Annotated in this window: 19 protein-coding genes and 2 pseudogenes; 12 read left to right on the top strand and 9 right to left on the bottom strand. The window is 41.4% G+C overall.

Annotated elements, in window-relative coordinates; all coding sequences use genetic code 11:
- The first annotated feature begins 452 nt into the window (after positions 1–452).
- From IQ224_RS13805 to IQ224_RS13790, 5 genes are read left to right on the top strand one after another with little or no spacing between them, the layout of a single operon-like run.
- A complete protein-coding gene (locus IQ224_RS13805) occupies positions 453–3,212 on the top strand; it encodes a tetratricopeptide repeat protein (protein WP_084989951.1) in 2,760 nt (919 codons plus the stop codon).
- Between the two features lie 44 nt (positions 3,213–3,256).
- Positions 3,257–3,484, top strand: coding sequence for a type II toxin-antitoxin system Phd/YefM family antitoxin (locus tag IQ224_RS13800; RefSeq protein ID WP_002746927.1), 228 nt, complete (start codon positions 3,257–3,259; stop codon positions 3,482–3,484).
- Positions 3,481–3,615 (top strand): hypothetical protein, encoded by a 135-nt coding sequence (locus IQ224_RS24610; protein ID WP_255527444.1) that lies wholly within the window; start codon positions 3,481–3,483, stop codon positions 3,613–3,615. The genes IQ224_RS13800 and IQ224_RS24610 overlap by 4 nt, the downstream gene beginning before the upstream one ends.
- A 13-nt stretch (positions 3,616–3,628) precedes the next feature.
- Positions 3,629–3,832, top strand: coding sequence for a hypothetical protein (locus tag IQ224_RS13795; RefSeq protein WP_002732229.1), 204 nt, complete (start codon positions 3,629–3,631; stop codon positions 3,830–3,832).
- The gene (locus tag IQ224_RS13790; RefSeq protein ID WP_002746931.1) at positions 3,829–4,119 is read left to right on the top strand and encodes a type II toxin-antitoxin system RelE/ParE family toxin; all 291 of its coding nucleotides are present in this window, start codon (positions 3,829–3,831) and stop codon (positions 4,117–4,119) included. The genes IQ224_RS13795 and IQ224_RS13790 overlap by 4 nt, the downstream gene beginning before the upstream one ends.
- On the opposite strand, the pseudogene IQ224_RS24170 reads toward IQ224_RS13790, so the two are convergent.
- Positions 4,069–4,347: pseudogene (locus tag IQ224_RS24170) on the bottom strand (hypothetical protein); the annotation flags it as partial. The gene IQ224_RS13790 and the pseudogene IQ224_RS24170 sit on opposite strands and share 51 nt — an antisense overlap.
- Positions 4,348–4,374: 27 nt before the next feature.
- Between IQ224_RS24170 and IQ224_RS13785 the strand changes: the two are divergent.
- Positions 4,375–4,593, top strand: a complete 219-nt coding sequence (locus IQ224_RS13785) for a hypothetical protein (protein WP_051048489.1) — start codon at positions 4,375–4,377, stop codon at positions 4,591–4,593.
- Positions 4,594–4,731: 138 nt separating this feature from the next.
- On the opposite strand, the gene IQ224_RS13780 is transcribed toward IQ224_RS13785, so the two are convergent.
- Positions 4,732–6,159 carry a glycosyltransferase family 2 protein gene (locus tag IQ224_RS13780; protein WP_002746936.1) on the bottom strand — a complete coding sequence of 476 codons (1,428 nt, stop codon included), beginning with the start codon at positions 6,157–6,159 and terminating at the stop codon, positions 4,732–4,734.
- Between the two features lie 212 nt (positions 6,160–6,371).
- Here IQ224_RS13780 and IQ224_RS13775 point away from each other — a divergent pair, with 212 nt between their 5' ends.
- The gene (locus IQ224_RS13775) at positions 6,372–7,607 is read left to right on the top strand and encodes a bifunctional sterol desaturase/short chain dehydrogenase (RefSeq protein ID WP_002746938.1); all 1,236 of its coding nucleotides are present in this window, start codon (positions 6,372–6,374) and stop codon (positions 7,605–7,607) included.
- Positions 7,608–7,617: 10 nt separating this feature from the next.
- Here IQ224_RS13775 and IQ224_RS13770 read toward each other — a convergent pair whose 3' ends face one another.
- Both IQ224_RS13770 and IQ224_RS13765 read right to left on the bottom strand, forming a co-directional pair.
- Positions 7,618–8,562: an NAD(P)-dependent alcohol dehydrogenase gene (locus IQ224_RS13770; RefSeq protein WP_002746939.1), complete on the bottom strand. Its 945-nt coding sequence runs from the start codon at positions 8,560–8,562 to the stop codon at positions 7,618–7,620.
- A gap of 2 nt (positions 8,563–8,564) precedes the next feature.
- Positions 8,565–8,951: a hypothetical protein gene (locus tag IQ224_RS13765; protein WP_036402276.1), complete on the bottom strand. Its 387-nt coding sequence runs from the start codon at positions 8,949–8,951 to the stop codon at positions 8,565–8,567.
- A 441-nt stretch (positions 8,952–9,392) separates the two neighbouring features.
- On the opposite strand from IQ224_RS13765, the gene IQ224_RS13760 reads away from it, so the two are divergent.
- Complete coding sequence (locus IQ224_RS13760) at positions 9,393–9,923, top strand: universal stress protein (protein WP_002746942.1); 531 nt, start codon at positions 9,393–9,395, stop codon at positions 9,921–9,923.
- On the opposite strand, the gene IQ224_RS13755 is transcribed toward IQ224_RS13760, so the two are convergent.
- Both IQ224_RS13755 and sppA read right to left on the bottom strand, forming a co-directional pair.
- Positions 9,913–12,072, bottom strand: coding sequence for a ComEC/Rec2 family competence protein (locus IQ224_RS13755; protein ID WP_194033087.1), 2,160 nt, complete (start codon positions 12,070–12,072; stop codon positions 9,913–9,915). The two genes, IQ224_RS13760 and IQ224_RS13755, sit on opposite strands and share 11 nt — an antisense overlap.
- A gap of 53 nt (positions 12,073–12,125) precedes the next feature.
- Positions 12,126–13,937 carry a signal peptide peptidase SppA gene (gene sppA / locus IQ224_RS13750; RefSeq protein ID WP_194033086.1) on the bottom strand — a complete coding sequence of 604 codons (1,812 nt, stop codon included), beginning with the start codon at positions 13,935–13,937 and terminating at the stop codon, positions 12,126–12,128.
- 272 nt (positions 13,938–14,209) lie between these two features.
- Between sppA and IQ224_RS13745 the strand changes: the two genes are divergently transcribed.
- The 3 genes from IQ224_RS13745 to obgE are packed head-to-tail and all read left to right on the top strand — an operon-like array spanning position 14,210 to position 15,968.
- Positions 14,210–14,431 (top strand): hypothetical protein, encoded by a 222-nt coding sequence (locus IQ224_RS13745; RefSeq protein ID WP_150978015.1) that lies wholly within the window; start codon positions 14,210–14,212, stop codon positions 14,429–14,431.
- Positions 14,428–14,895, top strand: a complete 468-nt coding sequence (locus tag IQ224_RS13740) for a type II toxin-antitoxin system VapC family toxin (RefSeq protein ID WP_002746945.1) — start codon at positions 14,428–14,430, stop codon at positions 14,893–14,895. Before IQ224_RS13745 ends, IQ224_RS13740 begins: the two co-directional genes overlap by 4 nt.
- Positions 14,896–14,939: 44 nt before the next feature.
- Positions 14,940–15,968 (top strand): GTPase ObgE, encoded by a 1,029-nt coding sequence (obgE, locus tag IQ224_RS13735; RefSeq protein WP_002746946.1) that lies wholly within the window; start codon positions 14,940–14,942, stop codon positions 15,966–15,968.
- Positions 15,969–15,977: 9 nt separating this feature from the next.
- On the opposite strand, the gene IQ224_RS13730 is transcribed toward obgE, so the two are convergent.
- The 3 genes and pseudogenes from IQ224_RS13730 to IQ224_RS13720 all read right to left on the bottom strand — a co-directional run.
- Positions 15,978–16,343, bottom strand: a complete 366-nt coding sequence (locus IQ224_RS13730) for a KH domain-containing protein (protein WP_002736767.1) — start codon at positions 16,341–16,343, stop codon at positions 15,978–15,980.
- Positions 16,336–16,584 (bottom strand): 30S ribosomal protein S16, encoded by a 249-nt coding sequence (gene rpsP / locus IQ224_RS13725; RefSeq protein WP_002736858.1) that lies wholly within the window; start codon positions 16,582–16,584, stop codon positions 16,336–16,338. The genes IQ224_RS13730 and rpsP overlap by 8 nt, the downstream gene beginning before the upstream one ends.
- A gap of 92 nt (positions 16,585–16,676) precedes the next feature.
- A pseudogene (locus tag IQ224_RS13720) lies at positions 16,677–16,826 on the bottom strand (HNH endonuclease); the annotation flags it as partial.
- A 179-nt stretch (positions 16,827–17,005) separates the two neighbouring features.
- Between IQ224_RS13720 and IQ224_RS13715 the strand changes: the two are divergent.
- Positions 17,006–17,215: transposase family protein (locus IQ224_RS13715; RefSeq protein WP_194033085.1), on the top strand; the 210-nt coding region annotated here is incomplete at its 3' end.

Here is a 17,215-nt window from a genome sequence, read left to right as displayed (position 1 = left end):
TAAAAATTTTGTTAGAATTTCATCCAGATTTATGAGTTGAAATCGATTTTTCATGGACAAAGTTCTTAAAACCTGTCTATCTCCAGCGTTGGATGATAATTATCTGTCAAAAAATAATGCTTCTACACAAGTTCTCTATTTAAATAAGAGAATTTTATCTGAATTTTTTTCAAAATGAGAATTGCTGAGTTTCGGCCCCTAGGTTTTGCCTGATTAGGTGTTTTTCATCATCAACATCTTGAAGGCTCTCCCCCTACTTATGGTGATCAGCAAACCTGATCGATCGGAGGGCGCAAGCCTTGCGCCCCTACATTATCAAATTTTGTCCACAATGTAGGGGCGAACTGCGTTCGCCCAAAAGGTACATTATCAAAGCGCAAGTCCCTTAGGTGTTTTTCATCATCCCAAAAAATAGACTAAAATAAGCTATCCCTAACCTCTACCGATCTCCCATGCCTAAGAAGAGTTATGGCGAAACTGTTGAAAAAAGGGTCAAACGCTTGTTTGAAGTCTTATTAGATCATGTGGCTCACTGTCAATGTGAGGATAATGATTGGGGAGTCAAGCTGGCTCTAGGGGAAGAGGGGAAACTTTTGCGGGTTGAGACGAATTTAGCGGCTTTAGTACGCTTGGCAGAGCAGAAAGGGGAAAAATTGACCAAAGATCAAGTTAGGGACGCGATTAGCCACTATTTAGCCGATTATCTAGGCATTCTTCGGGATGAGCGTTTCAAACAGCAGGGGTCGGAGGAATGGCGGTTCTCCCTAACTCTGTGGGCGAAATGCGGCGATAAGACAACAAATTTGACTAAATTTTCGGAGGAGTGGCATAAAAGGCGCTCTGAACCCTCTAAAAAAGCGGTAACTAAACCCGAAGCAACGGCTCAATCCTCCCCCCAACCCCTGACCACCTCTGGGTTAGTGGATACGCAACTCCCACCCGTGCGTAGATGGCAAGGACGACGGGAAGAATTGCAAGAACTCCAAACAGCGTTAGGGAATGACCATCTAAGGTTAATCGAGATTACCGCCGCCGGGGGTTATGGTAAAACTGCCCTGGCGAGAAAGTTTACAGATCAATTAACTGCTGATTGGCCGGTATTATGGGTTAATTTTAACCAGCCTTACCCTTTGGCACAGTTCGGACGGTGGTTATTAGAGGAGTTAAAACAAAATTATGATGAAAAATGGAATGATGGGCAATTAATAGACGCAATCAGCAAAGGGTTAACCGCTAAACCCTGTTTATTAGTGTTGAATAATTTGGAAACGGTACTAACTGCCCCAGTAAATTTGGTTTATCAGCAATTCTTGCAAAAATGGTTAAACACAGAAAGCAGCAGCAAGCTATTAGTCACCAGTCGAGAACAGCTAAAATTCCCCGTCAATTTGCAAGATTATTATTATTCTTGGCCTTTAAAAGGGTTAAAAGAAGCGGATGCGATGCGTTATGTCACCGAAGATCACGGCTTAACGGGAAGCGATGAAGAATTAGCCCAATTTGTCGATAAAATGGGAGGTCATCCCCTCTTAATGGAACTGGTTTGTAGTTTGATGAAAGATAAGTTTGGGAAAGGGGTTTCTGTCACCGAGTCGCAAAATTTGGGCTTAAATCTGTTTGATGTGGAGGGTTATCACCGCGACACGGAAACCTGTGTCAGAGAAGTGATTACCGCCAGTTTAGCGCGATTATCGAAAGAGTTTAGGGAGAGTTTAACGCGGTTGTCGGTACTGCGGGAGAATTTTGATGACAGGTTAGCCCAGGGGTTAATTCCAGCAATAACTGAGGAAGATTTACGCTATTTAGCTCGTTTATCTTTATTACAAGAATTTCCCCCCGAATACAATGTAAAACGGCGACAGTTTCAGTTTTTGCCTTTAATATCAATGGTGGTGCAAGATCAAGCAAATCCTGAAATATTGCGATCCGCCCATCAATTAGCCTTAGATTATTATTTAGCTCATTTACCTGTCCCTCCCTGGGAATCCTTGGAAGATTTGAAGGAATATTTAGAGGCGTTTCACCATGCAGGAGCATTGGGAGAATGGCAGTTAGCATACAATATTTTGAATGAGGAAAGAGGCGGAGAAGGGAAAAACAAATCGGTTGATAGTTTTTTAGATTTACAAGGATTTTATCGTAAGCAAGCCGAATTGTATGAGGAAATTATTGCAGGGAATCAACGGGAACAAGTTTGTTATCGTAACTCGTTAAACCGTCTAGGCCTTTGCTATGATTCCTTGGGGCAGTATGAAAAAGCGATCGCCTATCACCAGCAATGTCACGACATCAGTAAAGAAATCGGCTATCAGCAAGGGGTGGCAATTTCTCTATGTGGTTTAGGCAATTGTTATGATAACCTGGGACAGTATGAAAAAGAGATCGCCCTCTACCAGCAATATCACGACATCAGTGAAGAAATCGGCTATCGGCGAGGGGTGGCAAATTCTCTATGTGGTTTAGGCAATTGTTATGATAACCTGGGACAGTATGAAAAAGCGATCGCCCTCTACCAGCAATATCACGACATCAGTGAAGAAATCGGCTATCGGCGAGGGGTAGCAATTTCTCTATGTGGTTTAGGCAATTGTTATGATAACCTGGGACAGTATGAAAAAGCGATCGCCCATTACCAGCAATATCACGACATCAGTGAAGAAATCGGCTATCGGCAAGGGGTGGCAAATTCTCTATGTGGTTTAGGCAATTGTTATAAGTCCTTAGGACAGTATGAAAAAGCGATCGCCCATCACCAGCAACATCACGACATCAGTGAAGAAATCGGCGATCGGCAAGGGGGGGCAATTTCTCTCGGAAATTTAGGCAATTGTTATGATGACCTAGGGCAGTATGAAAAAGCGATCGCCCATCACCAGCAACATTACGACATCAGTAAAGAAATCGGCTTTCGGCAAGGGGTAGCAATTTCTCTACACAACATAGGAGAAGCGTTGAGAAAACTAGAAAACTACAGCGAGGCAGAAAGCAAAATTCAAGAATCCTTAGTTATTTCTCAAGATATTAAGTATAAGTCTTTAATCGCCCGTAGTTTCAAAGCCCTTGCCGAAATCGCCCAAAAAACTAATCGCCCTGAACTTGCCCTCAGCCATTGTCAAGAAGCGCTTGAATTATGCCAAGAATTGGGGATTCCCTTGGTTAAAGATTGTGAGGAATTGTTAGGAGAAATTCAGGCTACGTTAGAGAATAATTAAGGTAAATTATTATCTCAAAAATTAATATTTAACTGAACAAAGCTATGATAAAACTAACTTTAAACGAAGCCCAAAGTCAACTTTCTGACCTCCTTAAAGCTGCCTCAAAAGGTGAACAAGTTATTATCCAGAATCATGAGGGTCAAGACTTTCAACTCATTTCTCTTGCTCCCACTGTTAAACATCCCCAATATGGAAGCGCAAAAGGCATCGTTAAAATGCTTGACAATTTTGATGATCCCATCGAAGAATTTGAGGAATATATGCCATGAAAATTTTAATGGATACCCATACCTTTTTATGGTTTATCGAAGGTGATAATAATCTTAGTGATGCTGCTCGTTCTCTGATCGAAAATAATCAATATCAAATTAGAAGGGGATTAGAAACCCAAGCAAAATGAGGAACAATTAATTATGAATATCAAAGATTATCCCTTTGCTCAAGACTTGATTACAGATAATCAAGGTCAGATACAGCAAGTTATTATTAACTTTGAAGACTATCAACAAATAATAGAAACCTATGAAGATACTGGACTCTATCGCGCCATGATAGACGTTAAAGATGAAACTCCCTTAACTTTGGAGGAAGCTTTAATTGAATTAGAAAAAGAATGAAAATCAACTATCTTCCTACTTTTATCAAGGATCTTAAAGATTTAAAAAGTACCTCCTCTTACTCAGTCATCAAAAACCTTGTCTTTACTGATATTTTAGCAGTTAAGCAGCTAAGCGAAATTAACAACCTTAAAAAATTAAAAGGAGAATATAATGCCTATCGTATCCGAATTGGTGACTATAGAATTGGTTTTTTTGTTGAAGAAGATACAATTACATTTGCTCGTGTTCTTCATCGTCGAGAATCGCCAATTAAACCACTTGCGGGAACTTTCCTGCGCCTCTAGATGAATCAGAAAGAAAGATTCTTTTCCTCGAAACTTAACTTGTGCGACTAAATCGCTTTCATACCTTTCTCCTTCCGTGACATCGGTAAATACTTCTTTGTCTAAAAAAGTAATCGATTCCCTATCTAAATAATCTATCAATTGAGGGAAAAACAACTCGATAAATTCGACAAAAAAGGTGGAGATTAACTCCTTAAATAATCGATCATGGTCAATATTATTAGTCATGTAATATCATCTTAACTAATCTGAGCGATGAATGACTACTCTTATGTATTGTATTCTGAAAAGTCGGTTTTGGCAACGGATTGTTATGATCTCACCCCCTTAACCTACGAGGAAAGGGGGATGCTTCCCGCAAAAAAAACCACAGAAAACGGGTTTCTTGAAGAAACCCGTTTTCTCGAGAAAAAAAACTGGAGCGAGCGCTTTTCGCCACCCCAGTGCTGTCACGGAATTCAATTCTGTATCTAAATTAACACATTATTGGTAGCAAGCATGATTAAGGAAATTGGAAATTTTTCCGAAAGGGGGTTCCAAAGGCTGTAACCTTGACTGACAGGGGATTTCCGTCCTGATAAGGCCAAAGTTTTTGGAGTCTATCCTCGAAAATTAAACTTCGGCGCGGAGATGTTCCCCCAGATGAACGGTTTTCACCCATTTTAAACGTTTAGGACGCAAAGCCATCCGCAGGCTGACACTGGGAATAATAATAAACCAGTGCATCATATAAATCATGCCGCGAATGGTTTGAGCAAGGATGTCCAAACCGAGAGCAAAAGTCAATTTTTTACCCGTATTAACTCGGATTAATCCTGTCACCATCCCCCAGACAGAAAGGGAAAGAGCCAAACCAGTTAAAGGAGTTAAAATCGGAGCTTGATGCTGGGTAATAGTGATTAAAAGATCGGGAATAGCGGCCGCAGGTAAGATATATTGAACGATCAAAAAAGCAATTAAATCAAACTTTTTCGGCCAAGGCATGGGAGACTTTAAAATCGCTTTCCAATAGTCGAGATAACGCTGAAAACCACCTTCGGCCCAACGATTGCGCTGATGCCATAAAGCGAGCGCAGTTGTCACCCCTTCTTCCGCTACTGCGGGAAAATTTAAGACATTAATTTTCCAATTATCGATATGGAGACGAATAGTTAAATCAAGATCGTCGGTGATCGTTTGTTCATTCCAACCCCCGCAACGATTTAAGGCACTACGACGGACAAATTGACCATTTCCGCGCAATTCTCCGATCCCTCCCACTGCGATCCGTTGCTGTTGAAAACAGCTATCAAAGATCATTTCCACCGCTTGTCCTTTTGTCCAGAAGTTTTCGGCGGCATTGGCGATCGCTTTTCGCACCTGTACCGCACCCACTTCTCGATCGTCGAACATTGGGACCACATGACGCAGTAAATCCGAGGATAATCCCGCATCGGCATCGAATACGCCGATAATTTCCCCGTTAGTCAGGGATAAAACCTGATTCAAGGCGCCGGATTTGCCACCTCCAGCATTAGCAGGACGATGGAGAATTTTCAATTGGGGATATTCTAAAGCAAGGCGGTCAAGAATTGCACCGGTGTTATCGGTGCTATAGTCATCGACGATCCAAACTTCTAACTTATCTTGGGGATAGTCTAGATGACAGAGATAATTAACCAGTTTCGTGATTACGGTTTCTTCATTTTTGGCCGCTACTAAGAGGGACACCCTGGGGACAGAGGTTAAATCCCAATCTGGTAAAGGAATTGGCGGCGTTTCTGGTTTCGTGAACAGCAGCCGCAAAGCTTGTCCCGATAGTACCATAGTTAGGGCGATAATTGCCCAATAACCCCAACTCAGCCAATGAAGTCCGATAATTATTGTCCAGATCGCCATGAGGCTAAAAGCCGCTTTCTGTCTGCGTCCCGATCGGCCTTGAAAAATTTCGCTCCTAAATTCCTCCTCCTCATCTTCGGGATCGGACCAGTCAGATAGGAGGGAACCAATCGGGTCTAATTCTTCGTTATCATCCTCTCGCGACCAATAATTTTCTGCCATAATCGACTCAGGTTAAGTAACTGTTCAAATAGAAGCTTATTTCTTGCTTTATCTTACCGAAAATTGTTAAAATTTTTAACGGAATCTTAAGTTTTTTCGGGAAAGAAACCCCAGTTTTTCAGGCTATTGGTTCCTTTTACCCGATAAATGCGCTTTTTTGGGCTAAGATTACTTTGTTTACATTCGTTGAGAAAATTTAACATTTATCCCCTATGTCAAACCTGCTCCTCTGTGTCGGACTGATTTGTGGCTCAATTATTTGGGTGGAGATCGTGCGTGATTGCTATCATGCTCTGGCCCACCATTGGCAGCCCCTTTATCGTCTGCACGTCTGGCATCATCGGGTTTTTCGTCCCGATCTGTCGGTAATGAGCGAGGAAATTTATCGTCGGGCCCACTGGTACAATGATGTACCGGAGGCCCTGGTGATGTTGGCTGCCAGTGTTTTACCGGTACTATTGGCCTACTTTGGGGGGTTCGATCGCCCTTGGTTGGGTTGGTTAGGTTCCCTTTATACTTTGGCTTTTCTCAGTACGGCGATCGGTCGAGGTTTAGGCATCGCCAATCTGGACGAATTAACCGATTTAACCCATCGTCCGGGGCAATTTGAGAGTTTTCCCGCTCAATGGCGCGTTAATCGTACCTACCACTGGCGACACCATTTTGATAACCAAAAGGCTTATTATTGTGGCACTTTCACCTTTATGGATAAATTGATGGGGACGGCACTTTCTCTCAAGGGCAAAACGATCGCCATTACCGGGGCGAATGGAACTTTAGGGCGATCGCTGTTAAAGTACCTACAAATGAAGGGAGCCAAGGTGATTGCGCTCACTTCCGGGGAGAATGCGATCGCTATTGAAATTAACGGCGAATCAGTGCCTGTAAAAACCGTAAAATGGCAAATCGGTGAAGAAACGCAACTTGAGGACTTATTTAAGTCTGTAGATATACTGATTTTAAATCATGGCGTTAATGTCCACGGCCAAAGAACCCCAGAAGCGATCGAATTAGCCTACGAAGTGAATACTTTTTCCGTCTGGCGTTTAATGGAATTATTCTTTAAAACTGTCCGCACTAACGAGCAAATTGCTCGCAAGGAAGTCTGGGTGAATACCTCGGAAGCGGAGGTTAATCCTGCCTTTAGTCCCCTCTACGAACTTAGTAAACGAGCGATCGGTGATATGATTACCCTGCGTCGTTTAGATGCTCCCTGTGTGGTAAGAAAGCTAATTCTTGGCCCTTTTAAGAGTAATTTAAATCCTGTGGGTATTATGTCCGCTGATTGGGTGGCTAAACAAATTATCAAGGCGGTACAAAGGGATAGCCGCAATATTATTATTACTATTAATCCCTTGACTTTTATCACCTTTCCAATTAAGGAATTCTCTGTTTCTACCTACTTAAAACTATTTACTCGGTCCCCAAAAAACTGGGAAAATCCCTAACTATTTATCCTTAATCGGGGATCAAGACTATTTTTCCGCTCACTCTTTCCGATTCACTATAATTATGAGCTTCTATCACCTGAGAAAAAGTATAGGTGCGATCGATTCTAACAGTTAATTTACCCGATTCGATCGCTTCTTTGAGAAACTGCCAGTCAGACGCTTGTGCTTGAGCAAAAAATATCAGTTTCCCTTTTTGGGGCAACCAAGCAGTGAGATAATTTAGGAGGATAATTCCGGGATTTGGTAGGGTGGTTATATAGGTGCCTTGGGGTTTTAAAAGCTGACGACAGTGCCAAAAAGAAGACTTAGCCACAGCATCAAAGATTATATCATATTTATGCTCAGTTTTTCTCCAATCTTCTTGGGTATAATCTATAACTTTATCTGCTCCTAAAGAGGTGACATAATCGATATTTTTACTACTACAAACTCCATCTACTTCTGCGGAGAAAATTTTCCCTATCTGCACAGCAAAACTACCCACTCCTCCCGATGCACCATTAACTAAAATCCGATTTCCTGCTTGAATATTGCCAAAATCGCGCAAGACTTGCAAAGCGGTAGAAGCAGCCAAAGGAGTGGCGGCAGCTTCAATAAAACTCTGATTATACGGTTTTTTAACTAATAGAGAAGCGGGAATAATTGCATATTCAGCATAGGTTTTACCCGGTAATTGATTGAGAAAACCAAAAACCTCATCTCCGATCTGAAATTGTTCCACCTGACTGCCTTTTTCAACGATAATTCCCCCATAATCAAAACCTAATTGCAGGGGAAATTTATTACCTGTGGCTATTTTGAGCATTCCCCGACGAATCTTCCAATCAATCGGATTAATTCCCGCTGCCATAATCTTAATTAAGACTTCTTTTTCTTGGGGAATTGGCTTTTCTATTTCGGTGTATTGGAGAACATTACTATCGCCATAGCGATTAATGATAATAGCTTTCATAATTAAGAAAAAAGTTGATAAAATAGTAAGGGAGCAAAAGTAATGACCAAGAGAACAAAAATCCAAACTCGTCCCGCTAAAAGATTATAATCTTGACCTAATCTTGACCAAGAGTGACCGGCGATAAAATGGCCGAACAGAAATTCAAAACCCACTGTTAATAGTAACCAAATTAAACCGATGGTAATTGCTTGACCGGACGATTCTAGACCCCAAAAATAGACAAGAGTGCCAATATAAAGACTAAAAAAGAGGATTCCTGTCAGGGTAGAAATTTGATGAGCGCGCAGTTCATCGAGATATTTTCCGTAGGTGGTTTCTCGGAGGATACCGTTACTAATTCCTATTACGATCATCGGGAGCCATGCGACAATGTAGCGACTAATCATAAGTTGTTGGTTTAGAACTCGCTCTAATTGGATTATATACCGCAGCTGCTCTGGGCAAATCTCTCAAGGCAAGAGAAAAAGACAAAAATTGCATTTATCCCATTAATTGACCATTTTTCTAGTTACGGCGTTTCTCATAAAGATGAAGTATAAACTGATCGGGTATCGTCTCGGAGTCTCACCAAAACGAAAACCTCATACCTCACCATTAAGATAACTGCTATAAGTAAGGACAGGGGTGACAGTAGGGTAAATTGTTAAATTTTTTGCTAATTCAGCTACATCATCCGAAAAATGTCACACTAGAGGTAGAGGAGCGTCAACTATCAATCATCAGCTTTCAGCAATTTTTGGCTATTTCCCCGGGGTATTGCTGGCAGCCGATGGGAAAAAAGATTAACTTCAACCCTGACGTTATCTGCTATCGAGGAGGCTAATTCTATGGATAATACGGAAACAATCTCAGTCGATCGGGATACCAACAAACTCTATAATAAAATTCTCGTGGCTGTGGATTATCAAGATCCCACTCCAGAGGTTTTGAATACGGCTATTCTCTTAGCGAAAACCTACGCTAGTGAGTTGCGGATTATTTATAGTCTGTCTAAACCTTTGACTCCCTACACAGAAACTTTTATTTATGGTAATCTGATCGGTTATGGTGGCGGTTATCCCCCCGATATGATCGCCTTAGAACAACAAATGACCGAAGAAATGCAAGCGGAATTACAAGCTTGGTTAAACGGTTTAGTCGATCGAGCTAAGGAGGATAATATCATAGCCTGGGCTGATTATTATATCGGTGATCCGGGGCAGAAAATTTGTCAAGTTGCCCAGCAGGAGGGGATAGATTTAATTATTGTTGGTCGTCACGGTCGATCGGGTTTATCTGAGTTAATCTTAGGTAGTGTCAGTAATTATGTGGTACATCATGCTCCCTGTTCAGTTTTGGTGATACACATCACTCATTAATTAGAAAGGGTTGAAATCCATTTTTTGCTGTCCATTGAATCGCTCCATCTCTCCCAGTCCAGTAAGTCTTAATCCGGGCCTTTCTCAGTTGATTTTTGGCATTGCGGGAGAGATTGTTAGTGACAGCGATCGCTGTTTGTGGTCGAATTGACTCTAACCATTGTTTATCTAGATGGCTTCCCTGCCATAATAACACTAGGGGGCTGAATTCTTGGGATAAATTAACGGGAATTTTCGGGTTGACAATCCATAGCCAAGATTGATTTTTTACCTGAAATTTAAATAAATTTTTCTCGAGCAATTGTCCAGTAATTTCACCAAGATTAAATTTTTCTAACTGGGATAAATTAATAGTTTTTTGAATCGGTATGCTCTGACTGATAGTTGAGAATTGCGCCGAATTATTGACGGTTATTGCTCCTTGTATTTGATTAATTCCCTCCTGTCGCAAAAAGGGCAAAACTGTATAACGTGCTGTTGCGGGTTCCTCCCCATTAATTAAGAGAGTATTTCCTCGATTTTGAATAATGATTACCGGTTGCGATTTGGTGGCTAAAACTGTCACCTGAGTTAAAGTAAAATGCTGATAAATAATCGGTATTAAAATTAAAGTGAGGATAAATAAACCAACTAAATGCCACCGTTGACGAAACCAGAGGTTGCAGCAGATTAAGGTAAGGCAAATATAAATAATTAACATCACTCCTAAGGATAATTTACCCGTGGAGTAGGTACTAAAAGGAAGCAGACTAAAAAAGTGGGTAATTGGCAGTAATAACTTTAGAGGGTAATAGAGAATACTAGCGCCGATACTGCCCAAAGGGGGATAAATTAAGCCTAAAAAAGCAGTAAAAACTCCTCCTAAACTAATTAGGGTAATTAGGGGAGTTGTGATAATATTAATCGGTATATTATAAAGAGAGATCGAGTTAAACGTAAACATTAATAAAGGCATAGTCCAGAGACTAGCAGCTAGACTAATAGCTACAGGTTCAGCGATTAAATTAGGGAAATAGTCAATTTTATTTTTCAGTAAGGGAACGGTAATAATTAATCCCAAAGTCGCCAAAAAACTTAACTGAAATCCTAAATCCCAAATCCAGAGAGGTTGCCATAATAATAGAATTGTAGCCGCTAGTAACAGGGAACCTAAACTATTAACTTGTCGATTATAAAGCAGACCGATTAATGCCCCAATTCCCATCAAAATCGCCCGCATAACTGAAGGTTGTAACCCTGTTAAGGTGCCGTAAATTATTAAGATAGTAACGGCAATAATAAACTGTTTTTTGGGTGATAAATTGCGAGTAATAGTTAAAACAAATCCCAACAAAATAGCCACATGAAAGCCAGAAGCTGCTAAAATGTGAGCTAATCCAGTTTTAATAAATAAATCTGTGATTTTTGCTGGCAAATTAACCGCTTGTCGTCCGAGGGTAATCGAACTTAATAAAGTGCCTTTTTCTTGGCCTAGTCCTTGAATTTGTGCCTCAACAATGCGCTGACGAATCTGCCAAACTCCCCAAGTAGGTGATTTTTTATTGATAATTATTTCCCCTTTTAAACCAGCAAAAGCACCCTGACGCGCTAGATAATTAGCAAAGTCAAAAGCACTGGGATTATTGGCACGACGGGGACGATAAAGTAATCCTTTAACTGTTATTTCTTGTCCGGGATAAACCTGATTTTCTGCTAGATTTGGTAGAGTAACGTAGAGTTTACCTGTAGATTTTTCCTTTGGTAAATTCTTGAGGCTAAATTCTTTTACTTCTAACCAAAATTGTAAATTTTCTCGGCGATTGAGACGAATTTCTGATGTAATATTGCCCGTGATTTTAATAGAGTTAACCACATTATTTTTTAAAAGATGACTGATATCGTTTGCGCTGGGGTAAGGAGTGCGAATTTCTAGATAAACAACAGCAAATATAGCTATTAATCCCGCTATCAGCCAAATTTTTTTCGGGGGACTTTGCCACCAAAAACGACGGATAAAAGTTGTGGTTAACAGGGTAATTAGACTGATAATAATAATTCTAATTACCACTTCTTGCCATCGGTTTAACTGGGGACTAAAATCTAGCAGACCTGTAGATAATAATCCCAGAATATAGGCTAAACCAAAAATAACGCTATTGGGGCGATTCATAGAAATTTTTGTCAAAGAATTTCAGAATTAGCGAGCATTATTTTTACCTAATATCAGCGAAAATCGAGATTAAAAAGTAACTTAGCATAAACACGATGGGGATCGTTAAATGTAGGTAACTTTAATAATTCCTGCTGAAAATTTTGCCATTCCTGCGTCAAAGGATGATTATTTTTAGTGAGAGGAGGAAGATAGGTTTGCAAGAAATTAGAGAGAAGTTCTTCTTGCCAACTTTGCGATCGAGGATATTCTTGAAGACTCCAATCATCCCCTAATTCAGCTGTTTTGGCCGCATATTGTACTGCCACTTCTAGACCACCAATTTGATCAACTAAACCAATTTTAACCGCATCTTTTCCCGTCCAGACACGACCTTGGGCTACAGTTCTAACCTTGTCTGGGGATAATTTTCGCCCCCTGGCCACCGTCTCGATAAATAAATCATAGAACCGATTAACTGCCGCTTGATAAATTTCTAATTCTTGGGGATTTTTCGGTCTGGTAATAGTAGATATATCGGCTAATTGTCCAGTTTTTACCGTATCCCAATCGATGCCATTATTATTAGCAATCTTCTGGATATTTAACAATAATCCAAACACACCGATGGAACCAGTAATTGTATCATTATCGGCAAAAATTCTTTGACCCCCCATGGCGATCCAATAACCCCCAGAAGCTGCCACATCACCCATAGAAATAATTACCGGTTTGGTCGCATCTAAACGCTTAATTTCCCGCAGAATCACCTCAGAAGCGGTGGCACTTCCCCCCGGACTATTAATCCGCAAAACTACCGCTTTCACCTCCTCCTTCCCCTGTAATTTTCGCAGTTCCTTCGCCAATTTATCCCCACCGATTTGGCCTCTATCTCCCTGACCTTCTACGATTGTCCCTTCTGCATAAACTATCGCTATTTGATTGCTACTATTTTCCTCCTCATCGAGAGAACTAGCATAATTAGCTAAAGAAATTTGCGAAAAAGAGCCAGAATTTCCCTCCTCATTAGTTTTATTTTTTGCTTCTCCCGTCAACTCTTTAGCTAAAACAATTACTCGATCTAAATAGGCCACTTCATCAACAAAACCCGCCTTTTTCGCCGTGGTTGCTTCCAGAATACCTTGAGTATCAGAAATAGTTTGCAGCTGTTGGGGGGTTAAATTGCGACTTTTGGCCACTGTGGAACTATAGTTAGACCAAATTGTATCGAGTAGGGTTTGCAGCTGCTGACGATTCTGGACACTTAAATCCTGACGGGTATAGGGTTCCACTGCACCCTTAAAAGAACCCACTTTTACCACTTGCACCCCCACACCATACTTTTCTAGTGCATCGGCAAAAAAGGTTTGTTGACTACTTAAACCATTAATTTCCATTCTCCCCACGGGATTAATAATCACCGTTTCAGCAACGGAAGCGAGATAATATTCCTTCTCCGTCCATTCCATATCGTAGGCGATAATTTTTTTACCCGATTGGCGAAATTTTGCCAAAGCTTGCCGCACTTCCGTCAGGGTAGCATAGCCATATTCACCGATATTGTCGCGACCATAGAGTAACAGACCGACAATGTTATCATCAAGGGCGGCCTTTTCGATCGCCGCTATCACCTGTCGCAAATTTAAAGTGGTCGTACTCTCACCGGTCAAACTATCGGCTAAACTGGAACTAGGAGGAGCATCGCTGATATTGGTGGCCAAGTTAAAAACTAAGACCGATTTTTCCTTAACTGAGGAGCTATCGCTAGAAATAAGCAAGGAAAGCAGTAAAAATGCTAATCCTCCCACACCTAAGACCGAAAATGCCAATAATCCCAGTAAAGTTCCCAAGCAACTAGCGAAAGTTTGTTTAAAAAACTGCCCCATCGGTTTTCATCTGCTACTAATTATCCTGTTTCCTATTGTAGGGATTCCCCGCCCAGAAACAAGTTTTTTATTTGCGAACAAATGTACTGAAAGCCTTGGAGATAGTGACTGGAGTTGTGAAGTGTCAAGGGATCGGCTAAGATTGTGATAGACAATTTCCAGTCAAAGAGATGAATCAATTAAATTAAAGATAGATTCTGTCTTTGATCCCCCCTTCCCCCCTTGATAAGGGTGGTGTCTGGCAATTTTTAACACCCACCTACTTAAAAGAGATGAATCAATTAAAACCCAAACTTGTCAATTATCCAGATTGGGATCGAAAAGAACAAATTAAACGAAATCGTTCGGCCTTGGCTATATTAGAACAAAGACGACAAAAACGGTCACAAATAACCGATGAGCAAGACCAAGAAATTTCCCAGTGTTTGCTCAATTTTCAGACTGCGATTGATAATGCTCGTCCTTTGGGTTCAAAGCTTTATAGCCAAGGATGATTGTCTTTATCGATTCGGGGGTTTTGGGTTTACTAACTCATCCTAAAAAAGCGGGTAAACCAGCTGACTGCGAAGACTGGCTTTATTCACTTTTGTCTAAAGGCGTTTATGTAGTTAGTTCCGATATCTGTGATTATGAAGTCAGAAGAAGCCTATTATTAGAATCGGTCAAAAAAAATTCCTTTAATAGCCTAGATAATCTTAATGAATTACGCAATGTCATTGATTTTTTAAATTTAGATACCGAGGTGATGTTAGCAGCGTCACAAATTTGGGTAGAAACTCGAAAGATTGGCAAACAAACGGCTGATAATTACAATATTGACGTAGATATTATCATTCTTGCTCATTGGCAGTTATTAAAAAAACAATATCCGAGTCGTTATCTAGTCATCGCTACCACTAATGTCAAACATTTTCAGGGATTCGCAGAAGCTTTAAATTGGCAGGATATCAACCTATAACAGCTTTGATCTCGATCATTTTTTCACTTTAATTATTTAATCTTATGCAGTTTATTGATCGCGCCGAAATAGAAGTGGAAGGGGGTAAGGGAGGTGATGGAATTGTCGCTTTCCGTCGGGAAAAATACGTCCCCGCCGGCGGTCCGGCCGGAGGTAATGGGGGAAAAGGTGGTTCGGTGATTTTCGTGGCGACTCAGAACCTGCAAACCCTGCTAGATTTCCAGTATAGTCGCTATTTTAAGGCCGATGACGGCAAACGGGGCGGCCCGAACAACTGCACCGGGGCCAACGGTAGCGATCGCATTATTAAAGTTCCCTGTGGTACAGTGGTTTACGATCTCGATAGCGAGGAAATTATCGGCGATTTGGTCACTCCCGAACAGACTTTAATCGTGGCCGCCGGGGGAAAAGGGGGATTAGGCAACCGCCACTTTTTAAGCAATAATAATCGCGCACCCGAATACGCCTTACCCGGTTTAGACGGAGAAAAACGCCATTTACGCCTAGAATTGAAGTTATTAGCGGAAGTGGGCATTATCGGGCTGCCCAATGCGGGAAAATCCACCCTAATCTCGGCCGTTTCCTCTGCTCGTCCCAAAATCGCCGATTATCCCTTTACGACTCTCATTCCTAACTTGGGAGTGGTACGCAAACCCACGGGAGATGGGACGGTATTCGCCGATATTCCTGGATTAATCGAGGGAGCGCACCTAGGAATCGGCTTAGGACACGAATTTTTACGCCATATCGAACGCACACGCCTGTTAATTCATCTTGTCTCCTTGACAGCAGAAGACCCGATCGCCGATTATCAAATTATCCAAGGAGAATTAGCCGCCTATGGTCGGGAATTAGAAAAGCGATCGCAAATACTGGTTTTCAACAAAATTGATGCTGTGGACGAGGAAACGATAGATAACTATCAAAAGCAGTTTGCTAAAATAACCAATGCCGAGATTTTGACTATTTCCGCCGTAACAGGAGCCGGATTAACCACTTTACTCGCCAAAGTTTGGCAGCAACTAGAGCAACTGGAGAGGGTCGAGGATGAAACCCCTTCCCTGTTTTCCTAAAATCGCTCGTTAGTTGTTGAGCTGCCGGGGTGCAGGTGGTCGGCGATTGCTCGGCCTTCTTTCCGTACCTTCAAAGTTACCATTAGAACGACGGGTTCGGCGCTGTTCGCCTTCATTTTCGGCCGCATAGACTTCTAGATAAAGAGAGCGACCCGCATTTGCGGCCGCCATCTCTAGGGTAGTTCTAATCGCCTGTAAATTGCGTCCTCCCCGTCCGTAAACTTTGCCTTTATCGGCATCATCGAAGGCTACACGCACCCAAAGACGTTCATTTTCCTTACAGCGCTCGATATCCAATCTCAGACTGGCCGGATCTTCCAAAAACGGCTCGATCATAAATTTCACCAGTTCGAGATAATTGGGGGTACTAGGCATTGATTTTCTCGAAAATTTTCTGTTTGGTGAGAATGCTGCGCACGGTGTCCGTCGGTTGCGCTCCTTGTTGTAAGCGTCGGATGATTCCTTCTTCATCGAGACGCACTTCATCGGTGCGGGGATTGTAAAATCCTAATTCCTCTAGGGGACGACCATCGCGACGACTGGTGCTAACGGCCGCAACGATACGATAACTGGCTTCGCGTTTTTTACCAAAGCGTTTTAGACGTAATTTGATCATGGTTACTCAAAAATTCTTCTTTCCGATTCTAACTCATCCCGGCGGTATTTCCACAAGTGGCGATCGAGGGAACGGTCGGCAGCCATTGGATATTATTGAAAATAACGCCGAAAACGAGGGTCTAAATGGTCTTTTTTGCGGCGATTACAGGATAAACAAAGGGTTTGCAGGTTACTAATGTCGTTACTGCCACCTAAAGCTAAGGGGATTATATGATCTATGGAAAGTTGGGCTAATTTTGGCTCTTCGGGAATTGTTATGCAAATAATTAACTTAAAATAAAATTCGATGAGAGTACCTACGCCTAAAAGTAGCTGAAATCTATACAGGGAGACACTTACGGCACAAACAAGTTAATATCAAAAGATAGACAATCGAGTTAAGATTTGATATAATAGCCAAAAACCAGAGTATTTTACTTATGATACTTGACAAATTTTTGAACCTAAAAGGAACGTCTATTCAAGGCTATCTACACCTAGAAAATATCGGTATAGTTTGCCAAATCGAATCGAAAAATCAAAAAGCAATCTGTCCTCGTTGTGGGTTAGAGAGCGATAAACTCCACCAAAATCATCGACATTTAGTCAAAGATTTACCAATCTCAGGTCAACCAGTGTACCTACAGGTT

The sequence above is a fragment of the Microcystis sp. LEGE 00066 genome (assembly GCF_015207925.1).
Taxonomy (GTDB): domain Bacteria; phylum Cyanobacteriota; class Cyanobacteriia; order Cyanobacteriales; family Microcystaceae; genus Microcystis; species Microcystis ichthyoblabe_A.
The sequence above is the reverse complement of the archived record's forward strand: the minus strand, read 5'-3'. Positions and strand labels throughout refer to the sequence as shown.